The sequence below is a fragment of the Alteribacillus bidgolensis genome (genome assembly GCF_002886255.1).
In the GTDB taxonomy this organism is placed as follows: domain Bacteria; phylum Bacillota; class Bacilli; order Bacillales; family Marinococcaceae; genus Alteribacillus; species Alteribacillus bidgolensis.
Genome location: NZ_KZ614149.1, coordinates 696,013 through 712,647 on the forward strand (window position 1 = coordinate 696,013; position 16,635 = coordinate 712,647).

General features: G+C 39.6%; 10 protein-coding genes. 9 read left to right on the plus strand and 1 reads right to left on the minus strand.

Going from position 1 to position 16,635, the window contains the following annotated elements; genetic code table 11:
* Positions 1 to 69 precede the first annotated feature (69 nt).
* The 3 genes from gltB to kapB all read left to right on the plus strand — a co-directional run bounded on the left by gltB (position 70) and on the right by kapB (position 6,770).
* A complete protein-coding gene (gene gltB, locus CEF16_RS03690) occupies positions 70 to 4,668 on the plus strand; it encodes a glutamate synthase large subunit (protein ID WP_091579811.1) in 4,599 nt (1,532 codons plus the stop codon).
* An 84-nt stretch (positions 4,669 to 4,752) separates the two neighbouring features.
* Entirely contained in the window at positions 4,753 to 6,237 is a 1,485-nt protein-coding gene (locus CEF16_RS03695; protein ID WP_091579814.1) for a glutamate synthase subunit beta, read from the plus strand.
* Between the two features lie 149 nt (positions 6,238 to 6,386).
* Positions 6,387 to 6,770 carry a kinase-associated lipoprotein KapB gene (gene kapB / locus CEF16_RS03700; RefSeq protein ID WP_091579816.1) on the plus strand — a complete coding sequence of 128 codons (384 nt, stop codon included), beginning with the start codon at positions 6,387 to 6,389 and terminating at the stop codon, positions 6,768 to 6,770.
* A gap of 57 nt (positions 6,771 to 6,827) precedes the next feature.
* Here kapB and CEF16_RS03705 read toward each other — a convergent pair whose 3' ends face one another.
* Positions 6,828 to 8,537: a PucR family transcriptional regulator gene (locus CEF16_RS03705; protein WP_170031557.1), complete on the minus strand. Its 1,710-nt coding sequence runs from the start codon at positions 8,535 to 8,537 to the stop codon at positions 6,828 to 6,830.
* Positions 8,538 to 8,750: 213 nt separating this feature from the next.
* Here CEF16_RS03705 and CEF16_RS03710 point away from each other — a divergent pair, with 213 nt between their 5' ends.
* From CEF16_RS03710 to CEF16_RS03735, 6 genes are all read left to right on the plus strand, one after another.
* Complete coding sequence (locus tag CEF16_RS03710) at positions 8,751 to 9,965, plus strand: cystathionine gamma-synthase family protein (RefSeq protein ID WP_245917748.1); 1,215 nt, start codon at positions 8,751 to 8,753, stop codon at positions 9,963 to 9,965.
* A gap of 19 nt (positions 9,966 to 9,984) precedes the next feature.
* Positions 9,985 to 11,193, plus strand: a complete 1,209-nt coding sequence (locus CEF16_RS03715; RefSeq protein ID WP_091579824.1) for a M20 metallopeptidase family protein — start codon at positions 9,985 to 9,987, stop codon at positions 11,191 to 11,193.
* Positions 11,194 to 11,206: 13 nt separating this feature from the next.
* Positions 11,207 to 12,247: a homoserine dehydrogenase gene (locus CEF16_RS03720; RefSeq protein WP_091579826.1), complete on the plus strand. Its 1,041-nt coding sequence runs from the start codon at positions 11,207 to 11,209 to the stop codon at positions 12,245 to 12,247.
* A gap of 29 nt (positions 12,248 to 12,276) precedes the next feature.
* Positions 12,277 to 13,716, plus strand: coding sequence for an aldehyde dehydrogenase family protein (locus CEF16_RS03725; RefSeq protein WP_091579829.1), 1,440 nt, complete (start codon positions 12,277 to 12,279; stop codon positions 13,714 to 13,716).
* Positions 13,717 to 13,794: 78 nt separating this feature from the next.
* Positions 13,795 to 15,012, plus strand: coding sequence for a M24 family metallopeptidase (locus CEF16_RS03730; RefSeq protein WP_245917749.1), 1,218 nt, complete (start codon positions 13,795 to 13,797; stop codon positions 15,010 to 15,012).
* A gap of 237 nt (positions 15,013 to 15,249) precedes the next feature.
* Positions 15,250 to 16,617 carry a hypothetical protein gene (locus CEF16_RS03735; RefSeq protein ID WP_091579832.1) on the plus strand — a complete coding sequence of 456 codons (1,368 nt, stop codon included), beginning with the start codon at positions 15,250 to 15,252 and terminating at the stop codon, positions 16,615 to 16,617.
* Positions 16,618 to 16,635: the final 18 nt, after the last annotated feature.

Sequence of the window (16,635 nt, forward strand, 5' to 3'; positions counted from 1 at the left end):
CTTTCGTATATTAGATAAAACTAAAGGGATATGTTTTGTTAGACAGTTTTTAGAGAGGTGGAGAGGGCAATGACACAACCTTACATTTCACAGAGAGAAGGCCTTTACGATTCTGATTTTGAGCATGATAATTGCGGGATCGGATTTTTGGCTAATATAAAAGGGAAGAGATCACATGACATCGTGAAAAAAGCCCTTGACATTTTGGTCAACCTTGAACATCGTGGCGGTCAGGGTGATGAACCAAACACAGGTGATGGTGCCGGTATTTTATTACAATTACCGCATCGCTTTTTCAAAAATAATGAAAATGACTTAGGATTTGAAGTTCCTAAAGAAGGTCATTATGGAGTAGGAATGGTGTTCCTTCCTTCCGCAGACCAAAAAAGACATCAATGTGAAAAAGAGATTGACCAGATTATAGAAGAAGAAGGGCAGACTGTTTTAGGGTGGAGAGAAGTTCCAGTAGATGACTCAATGATCGGAAAAGCTGCACTTAAAGCAAAACCTGCTGTGTACCAAGTATTTATTGGACGAAGTGACGATGTACAGTCTAGAGAAGAGTTTGAAAGAAAGCTGTATGTTATTCGAAAGCGTGCTGAGCATGAAGCGGGGCAAGAATTAGAAGACAATGATTCTTTTTATTTTGCCAGCCTTTCTTCACGCACAATTGTTTATAAAGGGATGCTTACGACAGAGCAAGTACCTCAATTTTATAAAGATGTAAATGATAAAGATTTTGAAACAGCTGTAGCACTTGTACATTCCCGCTTCTCCACAAACACATTTCCAAGCTGGGAACGTGCACATCCAAACCGCTACTTGATTCATAATGGGGAGATAAACACGGTTAAAGGTAATGTAAATTGGATGCATGCTCGTGAAGCAGTTTTTCAATCGGAATTATTCAAAAATGACCTTGGTAAAGTACATCCTGTCATAGACCATCACGGCAGTGACTCCTCGATGTTTGATAACACGTTTGAATTTCTAACACTTGCAGGTCGTTCTATGCCTCATTCAGCTATGATGATGATACCGGAACCGTGGCAGAATGACCCATTAATGAACGAAGAGAAGAAAGCTTTTTATCAATTCCACAGCTGTTTAATGGAACCATGGGATGGTCCGACAGCGATTGCTTATACAGATGGCAATAAAGTAGGAGCATGTCTGGATAGGAATGGACTGCGTCCAGCAAGATATTATGTAACAAAAGATGATCATATATTGATGTCTTCTGAAGTGGGTGTTTTAGATATTGATCCAGAAGATGTCCTGTATAAAGAGCGGCTGCATCCAGGCCATATGCTTTTAGTAGATATGGAAGAAGGCCGAATTGTGCCTGATGAAGAAATTAAGCATTCTATTGCTTCTGAAAAGCCATATAAAGAATGGGTAGATACTTATATGGCTGACTTAGAAGACGTAATGGAAAGCCAAGATGTTTACAATACGGAATTTGATCAATTACAAAAAAGGCAGCTGACTTTCGGGTATACGTATGAAGAGCTTGAAAAAATGGTGAAGCCAATGGCTGCAGAAGGCGTCGACCCGGTAGGTTCTATGGGTTACGATTCCCCATTAGCAGTCTTGTCTAAAAAACCACAGCTTCTATACAATTATTTTAAACAATTGTTTGCCCAGGTAACTAATCCGCCGATTGATGCTATTCGTGAAGAATTGGTTACTGCGGTCGGAACGACTATTGGTAAAGAAGGAAATCTTCTTCACCCCGAACCAGAAAGTGCCCGGCAGCTATTTTTAAAGACGCCGCTTTTAAACAATGAGGACTTTGCAAAACTGCGTGCTAATAAACAAAAAGGATTTCAATCGGTAACGCTGCCTATGGTTTTTGATGCTTCAAAAGGAAAGGAAGCATTAAAGCCTGCACTTGATCAATTATTTGCGTCTGCAGACCAAGCAGTGGAAAACGGAGCAACAGTAATTATTTTAAGTGACAGGAATGTAGACAGTCAGTACGCTCCGATACCAGCACTGTTAGCTGTTTCTGGTTTGCATCACCATTTTATCCGCAACGGTATGAGAACTCGTGTAAGCTTGGCAGTTGAAACGGCTGAACCAAGAGAAGTTCATCACTTTGCCGTATTGCTTGGCTACGGTGCAGAAGCGGTCAATCCATACCTTGTCTTTGATTCTATTGACGGGATGTTAAAAGATAATTTAATAGAAGGCACGTCGTATGTTGAAGCTGTCCAAAAGTATATTAAGGCAGCTACAAAAGGCCTTATGAAAGTACTTTCAAAAATGGGAATATCTACGATCCAAAGTTATCGAGGCGCCCAAATATTTGAAGCGGTTGGTATCGATTTAAACGTTGTAGATGAATACTTTACATGGACTCCTTCACGCATAGGCGGAATAACACTTGACATTATTGCAGAAGAAGTACTGCTCAGGCATAAACGAGCATTTACTGAACAAGAAGGTCAAGATTTAACACTTGAGCCAGGTGATGACCTGCAGTGGAGAAGAAATGGGGAGCCTCATCAATATAACCCGCATACGATCCATATGCTTCAGCATGCAGCAAGGAAAAACGATTATGACTTGTATAAAAAATATTCAAAGGCAATAAACGAACAAGAAAAAGAGCAAACATCTTTACGAGGTCTACTCTCGTTCAATACTACAAAGGCCAATCCTGTTTCTATTGACGAAGTAGAATCTGCATCAGATATTGTGAAACGTTTTAAAACAGGAGCGATGTCGTTTGGCTCTATTTCCAAAGAAGCACATGAAGCTCTTGCGATCGCGATGAATCGAATTGGAGGACGATCCAATACTGGAGAAGGCGGGGAAGACCCTGCGCGGTTTAAACCAGATGCTAATGGTGATTTGCGAAGAAGTTCTATAAAGCAGGTCGCTTCTGGACGTTTTGGAGTAACCAGCCATTATTTAGTGAATGCAGATGAAATCCAAATTAAAATCGCTCAAGGCGCAAAGCCTGGTGAAGGTGGCCAGTTACCTGGTAATAAAGTATACCCATGGGTAGCAGAGGTTCGCGGTACGACAGCTGGTGTTGGACTAATTTCGCCTCCGCCTCATCATGATATTTATTCCATTGAAGATTTAGCAGAGTTAATTCATGATTTAAAGAATGCTAACCCTTCAGCGCGTGTAAGTGTAAAGCTTGTTTCAGGCACAGGTGTAGGTACCATTGCAGCCGGTGTTGCCAAAGGCCGGGCAGATGGACTTGTAATCAGCGGCTATGACGGCGGCACTGGAGCTGCAGCTAGAACGAGTATTAAACATGCTGGGCTTCCTTGGGAAATTGGTCTGGCTGAAACGCATCAAACATTAGTATTAAATAACCTTCGAGATCGTATAAAAGTAGAAACTGATGGAAAGCTCATGACGGGCCGGGATGTAGCAATTGCTGCACTGTTAGGTGCTGAAGAGTATGCCTTTTCCACAGCTCCTCTTGTTGTATTAGGGTGTGTTATTATGCGCGTCTGTCATTTAGATACGTGTCCAGTGGGAATAGCTACCCAAAACCCAGAACTGCGCAAAAAGTTCATGGGTACTCCGGATCACATAGTAAACTTTATGCACTTCATTGCAGAGGAAATGCGTGAGATCATGGCGGAATTAGGATTTAAAACTGTGAACGAAATGATCGGCAGAACGGATCTAGTTGAACAGAAAGAAGAAGTAGATAATTGGAAAGCAAGCACAGTGGATTTGAGTAATCTGTTGTATCGTCCTAAAAAGCTTGATCAGTCAAAACATTTCGGTCACCTTGAACAGGACCATATGCTTGAACAATCTCTGGATTATACTACGCTATTAAAAGCTGCTAAACAGGCTATAACCAATAAAGAAGCTGTATTTGGCGAGTTTTCAATAAAAAATACAGACCGTGTTGTTGGAACCATTGTTGGAAGTGAAGTCACGAAACATCATGGAAAAGATGGGCTGGAAGAAGATACTATTCGGTTTACTTTTAGAGGATCTGCAGGGCAAAGTTTTGGTGCCTTCATACCAAAGGGTATGACCCAAACGTTAATAGGAGATGCCAATGATTATCTCGGAAAAGGTCTTTCAGGCGGAAAAATTATTGCCTATCCCCCTGAAACGTCCACTTTTGCTCCGGAAGAGAGTATTTTAATCGGTAATACGACTTTCTATGGCGCAACAGCAGGAGAAGCATATATTCGCGGTGTAGCAGGAGAACGTTTCTGTGTTCGTAACAGTGGTGCCCATGTAGTAGTAGAAGGGGTCGGCGACCATGGTTGTGAGTATATGACAGGAGGTATAGTAGTTAACCTCGGCGGTACTGGCAGAAATTTTGCTGCTGGTATGTCTGGCGGAATCGCTTATGTACTGGATAGAGACGGTAATTTCGCTGATTACTGTAACCATGAAATGGTGCAATTAGAGGAATTAGAAGATACAGAAGAAATCAAACAGCTGAAAAGCTTAATTGAAAACCATGTTTACTATACGGAAAGTTCGCTCGCAGAGAGCTTGTTGCAGCAATGGAAAAACTCTGTTTCTAAATTTGTGAAAGTCATTCCAAAAGACTACAAACAAATGATGGAATCGATTGAAATTGCTAAAAAAGAAGGTTTATCTGAGCAGGAAGCTATCATGACAGCTTTTAACGAGACGAAAACGAGTAAAGCAAGAGTTGGAGGAAAGTAAAATTAAAAAAGCAGGCAGCGGTGAATGGAAAGTGGTTTGCCGCTGTCATTAAACATCAAGATTTAGAAGTCTGGAGTGAGAGATGTGGGGAAACCAACAGGTTTTATGGAATATACAAGGGAAGCTCCTCCTAAAAAAGATCCACTTGCCCGAGTGAAGAATTGGCAGGAGTTTCAAATAGTTATGCCTGAAGAAAAACTGCAGGAACAGGGAGCGCGTTGTATGGACTGCGCGATACCTTTTTGCCAGGCAGGCACAACAATGGAAGGTTCAGATGAAATTGGCTGCCCGGTTTATAATCTTATCCCTGAGTGGAATGATTTAGTTTACCGTGGAAAATGGAAAGAAGCATTAGAACGTCTTCACAAAACTAACAACTTTCCAGAGTTTACAGGCCGTGTTTGCCCGGCACCTTGTGAAGGATCTTGCACCGTTGCATTAAATGACGACCCTGTTACTATTAAATCGATCGAATTTCATATTGTAGAAAAAGGATTTAAAGAAGGGTGGATTAAAGCCTCCCCTCCTAAAAAGCGAACGGGAAAACATGTTGCTGTAATAGGGTCAGGTCCAGCAGGTCTTGCCGCAGCAGCACAGTTAAATAAAGCGGGCCATCATGTTACTGTATTTGAGAAAGATGATCGAATCGGTGGTTTGCTCACTTACGGTATACCAGATGTAAAGCTCCCTTATCATATTGTTGAACGCCGTTTAACGCTTTTAGAAGAAGAAGGCGTGAAATTTGTAACGAACACAGAGATAGGTAAAAATTATTCTACAGAAGAATTGAATAAAAATTTCGATTCCGTTATTCTTTGTACTGGAGCCCAGGTTCACCGCGATGTTCCGGCGGAAGGAAGAGGTCTTGACGGCATTCATTATGCAATGGATTTTCTACGTCCTAATACAAAATCTTTGTTAGACTCCGAGCATAAAGATGGTAATTATATTTCTGCCGAAGGTAAAAATATTATTGTTATAGGCGGGGGTGATACTGGAGTTGACTGTATTACTACCTCATTAAGACACGGATGTAATTCACTTGTTCAATTTGATATTCATCCGGAAAAAGACAGCACACGTGATGAGAATAACCCATGGCCGCTTTACCCTCAAGTGTACACACAAGAAGAGGGGCATAAAGAAGCAGAAGCTGTTTTTGGGAATGATCCGCGTGCGTATAAAGTGATGACTAAAAAATTCGTAGGGGACGAAAATGGACGAGTTAAAGAACTTCATACTATTGAAGTAGACACAGTATATGAAAACGGGAAAAAGATTAGAAAAGAAATTCCTGGAACGGAAAGAGTATGGAAAGCAGATCTTGTATTTCTTGCTATTGGGTTTACAGGTCCGGAACAAGAACCGCTCAAGCAAATGGAAATTGAAACAGATGAAAGAAGCAATGTGAAAGCAGAGTATGGAAAATATTCTACTAATAAAGAAGGCGTTTTTGCTGCTGGAGATAGCAGAAGAGGACAAAGTTTGGTTGTTTGGGCTATTCATGAAGGCAGAGAAGCTGCCAGAGAATGTGATAAATACCTGATGGGAACAACAAATTTAACTTAAAGAATACAGCCCCAGTTTAATGTGACTGGGGCTGTTTTAAATACGAATTAAAAATTTCACGTACTGTATTTAGTGATACAATAAACTATAAACATCAAATTATATTTGTTAGAATAAACAAAAAAGGTCGAGATGAGGAGGATATTAATATGGCTGAAAACAACATAGTAAAGGCCCCATATAAAACGGGCCTTTATGTAGGGGAAATTTTGAAAGAAAAGGAGAATAAAAGACTGATAAAAGTTATAGCTGTTTTAAAGCATCCTAAGCAAGGTGATCTCCATAACCCAAATCAAGTAGAAGTACCGTTGTTTCATGAACGAAAAGCTTTGGCGGAAAATGAAAAGGTTTGGGTGCCTGCATCTGTTTTAAACGATTATGAAGAAAGTATCCCATCATACGAAAAATCTTTGAAAATGGCGGTAGAGACTATGGTACAAGACCTCCATAATAAAAAAGACCCTTATTCGCAAAAGGCACTGGAAACTTTAAATAATGTTTCTAAAGATTATCCGATTACGATTCATATTTAGCAGCTAAATTTGTTGAGATAACAAACCCAGCAGGTAAAATGTTGTACCTGCTGGGTTTTAATGTGCAATTGTCCCAGGATCGTTTTGTGCGCTAATCGTATGAAGCCGGATGGATAAATCTATTAGGAATGTATCGTCTGAATTATCAAGGCTGCATCCTGTCAATGTTTCAATTTTACGAAGTCTGTATAGTAAGGATTGCCGGTGTAAATTAAGTTCTCGTGCTGTTTGACTCACATTACCCCTGTGCCGGTTATAAACCATAAACGTGTGGACTAAATCGATGTTTCGTTCACGTGAATATTTTTGCAAAGGCGCAATAATAATATCGGTAATTTTTCGAAGTTCCTCATTTTCTGCTAAAGCTAATAAAGCCCGATCAAATCGAGTATCAGCATACGTGCTGATATAGCCTTCCCCTTTTTGTCTTCTTCCAATATCCAATGCAGAATAAGCTTCTTGAAAACCGGTGTGAAATGAATCTTTACCAAAAGTTTTAGCGATCCCCCAAGAAACAACAAGGCGCGGATATTTTTGAGTCAACCGGTATTGCAATAATTCTATAAATGGAAATGCCGTTTCAATACTTTTTTCAGAAAGCAGTTCTACGTAAATAATAAGTTCTTCTTTTTGAAAAGTGGACATGGTTTTTAAATGCATTGTTCTGCCAGTATGATACACTTCTTCTTCAAGCATATCCCCCAGCTGCTTCAGCCAATTTTCAAACGACATATTTCCAAAAGGTTCTTGGTCATAAAGGATGGAAAGGTTTTCTGGCTTTGCAATTAAACATAAGTAGGGAATTTTTAAATTATAGCCTAACGATTTTGCTCTTGAAAGGGCTGTATCAGTGGAGTCAAATTTCCCCTTTGCTAAACTCCATACAAAATCATCTTTTAATCTCATTTCCGTTTCTAAAGCAGCCTGGTCATGCAAAAAACATAGGGCAGAAGAAGTTACAGCATGTTCAAGTAATATTAAAATTTGTTCAGAAAAGACATCATCTTCTTGTAAATGTTCTGGCCATTCTAATAATAGAAAACCTTGTACCTCTCTTGCACTTTGTATAGCTAGCTGCAAAATAGTAACAGTATCGGTGTGAATCCAATGCATATTATTAGGAAGTGAAATGGTTTCATTACTTTCATCGTGCTGGAAATATAAAGGGTCACCATGAGTAAGCAAATGAGCATTCCATTTTTCTTCTAAAGCTTTAGCGCTTTTACTTTTACTTTTTACAATACCTCTTCGATCTGTTATCACTACAGGCATATGGAGTGATTTGCCAAGATAAGAAGCGATTTTGGCAATCCCTTCCCCTTTTAAAATAATTTCAAGCATTTCTTTGCGAACTTTATCTGAATACTCAACTAAACTTCTTTCTTTCTGGTGCAGGGCAGTAGATATGGCGTGACTGACATCGGCAAACCGGACTTCCCAGGGAAGTTCAATTAATGGGAAGCCGTGTTCTTCACAAAATTGAATGACTTTTTCAGGAAGGTTAGTAATATATCGGCCGGTAGCGATAACGAGTGCTGCTGCTTCAGCTTCCATAACTTCTTTTGTAAAAGTCAATAATTTATTTTCATCTTCTTCACAGCCTATACCCGCAGAAAGCACAAATTCATTTTTTCTTACAAAATTTTCTACTGGCATTTCAATAATTGATACCCAATCCACTGGGGTTTGTAATCGAGATTTGGCTTCTGTGGCCAGATTGGCTTGCTGCATTATAGGTAGCTGCAGGACATCTTTTACTGTAAACATCGTTATCCCTCCCCAAAAAATCCATGAGCTCTTTAAGAACTTAGTATACAACTTTTTCATTATTTTAGCATAACTGGATGGCAGTTAACCTTTCATTCACATTGTCAGGTGCGGAAATATTAATTTCATACAAATTGGTGAATGGAATTATTTCATCCATATAATAAGATACAAGTAAGAAATAAAGAAGTATTCAGAAAAAGGGGTGTTCCTGTGAGAAAATATAACGAACAAAACATTAATCGTTCAACCAAGGCTGTTTGGGCAGGGGAAAAAGAATACAGAGTGCACGGTGCAAGCCAGGTCCCTGTTGTACACAGTGTAGCATATACGTATGACGATCTTGACGATTGGTACGAAGTAGCAATAGGGAATAAAAAAGGACATATTTATGGAAGGAACACTAATCCTACTGTAGAGTCATTTGAACAAAAAATTAAAGAGCTTGAAGGAGCAGAAGCAGCGACAAGCTTTTCAACAGGTATGGCGGCAATCAGCAATTCGCTGGCGACATTTTTAAAACCTGGAGATCGTGTTGTGTCTATAAAAGATACCTATGGAGGAACGAATAAAATATTCAGTGAGTTTTTGCCGCAAATGAATATAGATGTTGTTCTATGTGAAACCGGAAATCATGAACAGATCGAAAAAGAAGTCCGAAAAGGGTGTAAAATTTTATATTTAGAAACTCCAACAAATCCTACTGTGAAGATTACAGATATTAAAAGGATGGTAAAGGCTGCCAGGCAAGCAGGTGCTCTTGTTTTTGTAGACAATACTTTTGCCACTCCTATCAATCAAAACCCGCTTGAATTCGATGTAGACCTTGTCATTCATAGTGCTACAAAATTCTTAGGGGGGCATGCCGACGCGCTTGGGGGTGCAGCATGCGGAAGGAAAGAACTTATAGAAAAAATTTATCATTATAGAGAGATTAACGGAGCGACGATGGACCCGATGGCGGCTTATCTTATTATAAGAGGAATGAAAACATTGCATCTTCGCTTAAAACAATCCTGTGATTCTGCGCTTAAAATTGCAAAATATCTACAATCTCACGAACAAGTTGATCAAGTGTTTTATCCTGGTCTTGAAGATCATCCAGGACATGATATTGCCAAAAAACAAATGCGTCAATTTGGCGGCATGCTTAGTTTTTCGGTGAAAGGCGGATTGGATGCTGTACGTGAATTTCTCCCACAACTAAAATATGCTAATCGTGCAGCAAACTTAGGAGCGGTGGAAACAACCGTCGGTCCGGCTCGTACGACTAGTCATGTAGAGAACACTCCGGAGGAAAGAGCAGAACTAGGCATCCCGGAAAGTTTAGTCCGCTATTCAGTGGGAATAGAAGATACACAAGACTTAATTAACGATCTAGAACAAGCAATGGCTCACATCTCCGAAAAAATGGTAGCGAAACGATAATAAAACAGGAGGAATAAAGATGAACTCCGGGCAAATGCTGCATAGAAAAGCTCAAGAAATGCACTCTTCTCTCGTAAAGTGGCGTCGTTATCTGCATCAGCTTCCGGAGCTTAGTTTTCAAGAAATAAATACAGCTTCGTTTGTCGAATCAAAGCTGCGTAAAATAACTGGAATGAAAGTACTGGCTGGAAAACAAGAAACAGGTATTAAGACGGGTGTAGCTGGAATCTTAAAGAAAGGAGAAGGTCCCGTTGTCGCATTAAGAGCCGATATGGATGCTCTCCCTATTCGTGAAGAAAACGAAGCAATCTATAAATCTCAGCATGATGGAGTGATGCATGCTTGTGGACATGATGCACACACATCTATTCTTCTAGGGGCAGCACATTTACTTGCAGATAGTGATATCCCGTTTTCGGGTACTGTAAAGTTTTTATTTCAGCCTGCAGAAGAAGATACGGATCAATCAGGGCGAACGGGAGCTCCGTATTTCATTGAACATGGATTATTAGATGACGTTTCGATGGCGTTTGCACTGCATATGGATCCAGAACATGAGCCAGGAAACATTAAACTTCATGCTGGTCCTAGTATGGCAAATGTGGATACTTTTAAAGGAATTATACAAGGTACGGGCGGCCATGGTGCCTATCCTCATTTAGGAACGGATCCAATCTGGATGTTATCTTTTGTTCTTCAAGCAATACAAGGCGTTGCCGCTAGAAAAACATCCCCGTTATCACCAGCAGTTATAAGCGTCGGGGAAATTAAAACGGGATCTTCTACGAACGTTATACCAGAAAAAGTAACACTACAAGGAACGATGCGAAGCTATGACAGGGATACTAGACGCCATTTAGTAGAAGAACTAGAAAATGCTTTTTCCATTACACACTCCATGGGAGGAATGTATGAGCTTGATATCGAACGTGGAGAACCTGCTTTAAATAACGATGTGAAAGCGGTAAGCATTTACCACTCAGTCATACAGGAATACTTTTCAAGTTTTCATATTTTAAATGAACCTTATGGACTCGGTGGAGAAGATTTCGGGCATATAGCTGAAAAAGTACCAGCTGCAATGCTGTTTTTAGGGGCGGGTTTTACCGAAAAAGAAAATCGTGGTCTGCATATGCCTTGCTTTGATATTCAAGAAGATATATTGCCGGTTGGGGTTTCATTACTAGCTGGAGCCGCTCTGCACTATATAAATGAAGCAGAAGAGTGAGGAGGGGACATTTATGGCACACAAACTAGCGTTTATAGGATTTGGCGGTGTTGGACAGGGGCTTGCTAATATTATAAAGACGAAAGGTTCATGGCTTAAAGAACAATTCGGAACAGATTTTCAAGTGGTTTCAATAGCTGATTTATATAAAGGATCACTTCACCATCCAGAAGGATTAAATGTTGAAAAAGTGCTAAATACGTTACAAGAGCATGGCAGCTTGGAGCATTATCCGGAAGAAGCAGGCTTAATTCGCGGCTGGGACAGTATGACCACGATAGAAAAATCAAACGCAGATACTATGATAGAAATTACTTTTACCGATGTTCATACAGGTCAGCCTGCAATTGATCATTGCAAAAAAGCATTTGAGTCTGGTAAAAATGCTGTGTTGACAAACAAAGGTCCGGTTGCCCTTGCTTACCAACATTTAAAACATCTTGCTGATGAAAATAACGTCCGTTTTTTATTTGAAGGTACAGTAATGAGCGGTACACCTGCTCTTAGGATGCCTTTGGTCTCCCTAGCCGGTAACGAAATTAATGAAATACGCGGTATTTTTAATGGCACAACTAATTATATGCTTACGAAAATGGAAGACGGAATGTCTTTTGAAAGTGCATTAGAAGAAGCTCAATCGAAAGGTTATGCCGAAGCAGATCCAACAAGTGACATTGAGGGTTATGATGTATTATACAAAGTCGTTATATTAGCAAACGTGGTGATGAATGAACCATTACGTAAAGAAGATGTGGCTTGCCGGGGAATATCCCATTTAACACCTGAAGATATGAAACAAGCTGCTAAAGAAGGAAAGAAATGGAAGCTGTTAGGAAAAATAAAAAAGACAGATGGCCGAGTCGAAGCATCGGTAGAGCCTGAAAAAATAGAAGAGGATGACCCGCTGGCTGGAATTTCAGGATCGTTAAATGCTGTTACGTATGATTGTGATTTGTCGGGTCCGGTCACTTTAATTGGAGCAGGAGCGGGGATATCTGAAACTGGTTTTGCACTTTTAATAGATTTAATAAATTTAGAGAGGAAGAATATGTAAAAAATAGGGACAGAAAGGTGGCGGGTAATATGGCAACAAAACTAGCTGGTAAAAAAATGCTGATAGCTGGTGAGTGGGAAGAAAAGGAAGACAAAATAGAGGTATTTAACCCGGAAAATAACGAATTGATTGATTCTGTTCCTGCCGCGAAAGCAGATGATGTACGAAGGGCTATTACGCTTGCTAAAAAAGGTGCTGATGTTGCAGCTGATCTTTCTGTACGGCAACGCATGGATATTTTAAATAAAACGGCGTCTTATATTGAAGGCAATTTAGAAGATTTTGCTACTACGATTGCATTAGAAGGAAGTAAAACGATAAATGAAGCTAGAAGTGAAGCAGCCAGGGCTGCAGAAACGATCCGTCTTAGTGCAGAAGAAGCCAGACGGTTAAAAGGAGAATCTATAAATTTTGACCAAATGCCGGGTAATGAGGATAGAATGGGTTACTATTTTCGCTTTCCGGTAGGAGTTATCGCAGCCATTACACCGTTTAATGATCCCTTAAACCTTGTAGCTCATAAACTAGGACCGGCAATTGCTGCTGGAAATGCCATCATTGTAAAACCTGCTACGGAAACACCTTTAAGCGCCCTGAAGTTAGCGGAAGCATTTATGAAATCAGGCCTTCCTAAAAAAATATTAACTGTTATAACCGGCCGTGGCCGTGATATTGGAGACTCATTGATTGAAAGTAAAGATGTTCATATGATTAGTTTTACAGGTGGCTTAGAGACAGGAGAAAAAATCTCGAAAAAAGCCGGCTTAAAAAAATTATCAATGGAGCTTGGCTCTAATTCACCGGCGATTGTAAGAAGAGATGCAGACATAGAGCTTGCTGCAGAAGCAACAGTTTCAGGAGCTTTCGCAGCAGCTGGCCAGAATTGTCTCAGTGTCCAACGAATATATGTGGAAGAAGAAGCATATGACGCTTTTAAGGAATTATTCCTCGAAAAAGTAAAAGACGTTAAAACCGGTAATAAATTATCTGAGTCAACAGATATGGGACCGCTTATTAATGAAAAAGAAGCAATGCGGATAGAAAATTGGGTTAACGAAGCAGTTGACCAAGGCGGAACACTTCTGAGCGGCGGGACTAGAGATGGAGCACACTACGAACCTACTGTTTTGGAAAAAGTTCCAGAAAAAGCTAAAGTGGTGAAAGAAGAAGTTTTTGGTCCAGTTGTTCTTTTATTTAAAGTTAAGGATTTAGATGAAGCAATCGATCGAGCGAATAATGTGAATTACGGGCTTCAAGCTGGTATATTCACTTCCAATATTAATGCGGCATTAAAGGCTTCAAAAAAACTCCATACTGGAGGCGTAATGATTAACGACAGCAGTGACTTCCGCATAGATGCAATGCCTTTTGGGGGTGTGAAAGGTTCCGGTCTGGGAAGAGAAGGCGTTGAATTTGCTGTTAGAGAAATGTCAGAGGAACGAATTGTATGCTTTAAAATAACTGAATAAATTCATTGGGGTGCTATTCAATAAAGAATAGCACATCCTTTTCTATAGAGACAGAAAGGACAGAAAGGGGTGGCAGACTTGTTTTCTAAAGAAGAATATCTAACAAGAATGAATCATACAAAGCAAAAAATGATGGAATATGGAGTGGAAGTTCTCCTTATCTCTAATCCTTCAAATATGTTTTATTTAACAGGCTACAATGCTTGGTCTTTTTATGTGCATCAAATCTTAGTCGTTATGATTGATGAGGAGCAGCCCATTTGGATAGGAAGGGAGATGGATGCTCATAGTGCAAAAATCACAACTTGGTTAGACGAGAATCATATCATTCCTTATCCAGATGAATTTGTACAATCAACGATTAGGCATCCGATGGATTTTGTTGCCAATATATTGAATGAAATAGGCCAAGGAAATCGTAAAATCGGCCTGGAAATGGACGCTTTTTATTTTACGGGCATGTGTTATGAGCGAATCACTCAAGGACTTCCGAATGCCGAATTTAGGAATTTCAGCACTTTGGTTAACTGGGTGCGTTTAATAAAATCTGATAATGAAATTGAATGCATGAAAAAAGCAGCAAAAATTTTAGAAAATGCGCTGCATGCTGCATATTATACTGCTGATGTCGGGATGCGGGAAAATGATGTAGCAGCAGCTATTTATCAAGCTCAAATTAGCGGTACTGCAGAATTTGGCGGAGACTACACATCGATCGTACCGATGATTCCCACCAGTGAAAACACGGCAAGCCCCCATTTAACTTGGACAGATCGCAGGTACAAACATGGTGATTATTTAACGATCGAAATTGCTGGCTGCTATCGCCGTTATCACACTCCAATGGCAAGAACAATGGCTATAGGAGAGGCACCAGACAAAGTAAAAGATCTGGCAGAGGTGGTTGTAGAGGGTATCGAAACGACTATGGATGCTATAAAACCAGGGATGACTGCAGAAGAAGTTGAAAGCATCTGGAGCAAAACAATAGCAAAACGAGGTTATTTTAAGGAGTCTAGACTTGGCTATTCGATTGGTTTAAGTTTTCCACCTGATTGGGGTGAGCACACAGTAAGCTTTCGAAAAGGTGACCGAACGATATTACAGCCGAACATGACCTTTCATTTAATGCCTGGAATATGGCTTGATAATTATGGAGTAGAAATTACGGAGTCTATAAGGATCACGGACAATGGCTGTGAAACGTTTGCAAACGTTCCAAGAGAACTTTATATCAAAAAGCCATCCAATATATCAGCCATGACTAGAGCTCATAAAGAACACACAGGTTCCTAACAAGCATTTCCGTTCTCTGTAGTGGAAGATATCCGCTGCAGATTTTTTCACGATTAAAATTTCATACAGAAACTAACCCAGATGAGTAGCTGCCAAAAGCGAGGACGTGCTGGTATGAATAAATAGTATAAGCTTTATCTAATAAGCAAAATACTGTTCAGTCGGCACTTTACATGTTAGCATATAATAGTGAAAATAAGATAAGGTGAGGTTTGCAGGAAGGCGGAGAGAATATATATGAAACAAACCTACCTTGGGATTACCTCTTTTTTGGCAGTTGTCATCTATTTAGTGAGTGTATTTTTCCCTTCACAAATACTTACTTCTATATACAGTTCTATTGCTTTTTTATTATTACTGTCAGCATTAAAAAAAATGAATGGAGCCAATCGGTTTGTAGTATTACTTCTTTTGATCAGTGGAAGTATACTTTTTTTATTTTATAACGTTTCTTTTTTGGAGGCACTATTTAGTTTTGGAGAAAATCTGAACCTATTAGGATTATTTTTACTCATCCCTTTATTTGGGGTATTAATGTCGGAAGCTGGTTATTTACAAGCTTTACAAACAGCTTTACGCAAAAGAGAAAAAAGCAGACAAGCTCATCCTTATCGCCTTGGCTACATATTGACAGCCTTTATGGGATCATTACTTAATTTGGGTTCTATGCCGCTTGTATATAAAATAGGTTCCGAAAGTTTTTCTTCCTTTGAAAATAAGAAGTTTGGATTAACACTCTTAAGAGGATTTGGCTTTTGTATGCTGTGGTCGCCTTATTTTGTCAATGTGGGGCTTGTTCTCATTCTATATGAGCTGACGTGGCAAGAAGTAGGGGGATATGGATTTCTCATAGCTGTCGTCTATACAATTCTCGTTGCGGTTTTTTATCCATTTATAACATTTTCTAAAGAAGAATATATACAAAATGATTCGAAATCAAGAAATAATTTTTATCACGGTACGTCTCCCTTAAAAGGTTTATCTTTTTACATTATAATATTATTATTTTTATCTATTGCTATAGAAATAGTATTGCCAGTAAACATGTTAACGGTCGTCTCGATTCTTGCTCTTGGATATCCGCTCGTATGGTCCGTTTCGATAGGGACGGCACAGGGATATTTACAAGCTGCTTTTCATCACATTTCTCATTCTTTTGAACGTTTAAACAATGAGATTGGTATATTTATAACAGCTGGTTTTTTTGGAGAAGCGCTGGCTAGAAGTAATGCCGGAAACTTACTTGCTGACGCAATTTTATGGATTTCCAAAGGTATTATCCCTTTGTTAATTCTTATTCTTATAGTAAGTGTAATGTTTCTAGCTTTTATCGGTGTTCATCCTGTCATTATTGTCTCAGGGCTTGGCAGCTCTTTAACTCCAGAACAATTTGGGGTTCCTCCTGCTTTTATGGGAATATTGCTTTTGTGCGCTTGGACTTTATCAACCCAAATATCGCCATTTTCCGGCTCTATCCTCATGGGAGCGCACTTAATGAAGGAACGTCCATGGAATATTGTGAAAAAAAATGCAGGATTTGCCTTCACAGCTCTTATCGTATTTACATTACTTTTAACTGTTTTTGAGTGGATTCAAGCAAGATAGCTTCGTTAACAAGAAAGG